Raw genomic sequence first — 211 nt, forward strand, 5'->3', positions numbered from 1 at the left:
GTATGCTGTTTTTAATCGAATGATTGAGCCCAAATCGAAACAAGCACTTTCTGACTGGTATAAAAAAACCGCTATACATCTAATCCGGCCAGTAGATATATCTGCTTTAAATTCTAAGATGTACTGGAAGAAGTGGGAGAGAGTTAGTAAAGAAGATTTGGATAAGATATCTAAAATATTTTTTAAGCGGATAAATGAAATAGAGCCCATT

Annotated in this window: 1 pseudogene; it reads left to right on the forward strand. The window is 33.6% G+C overall.

The annotated features are described in order from the left end of the window. Positions 1-211: pseudogene (locus tag ACYQ0O_RS13275) on the forward strand (IS1634 family transposase); the annotation flags it as partial.

Source organism: Desulfothermus okinawensis JCM 13304, from assembly GCF_054654515.1.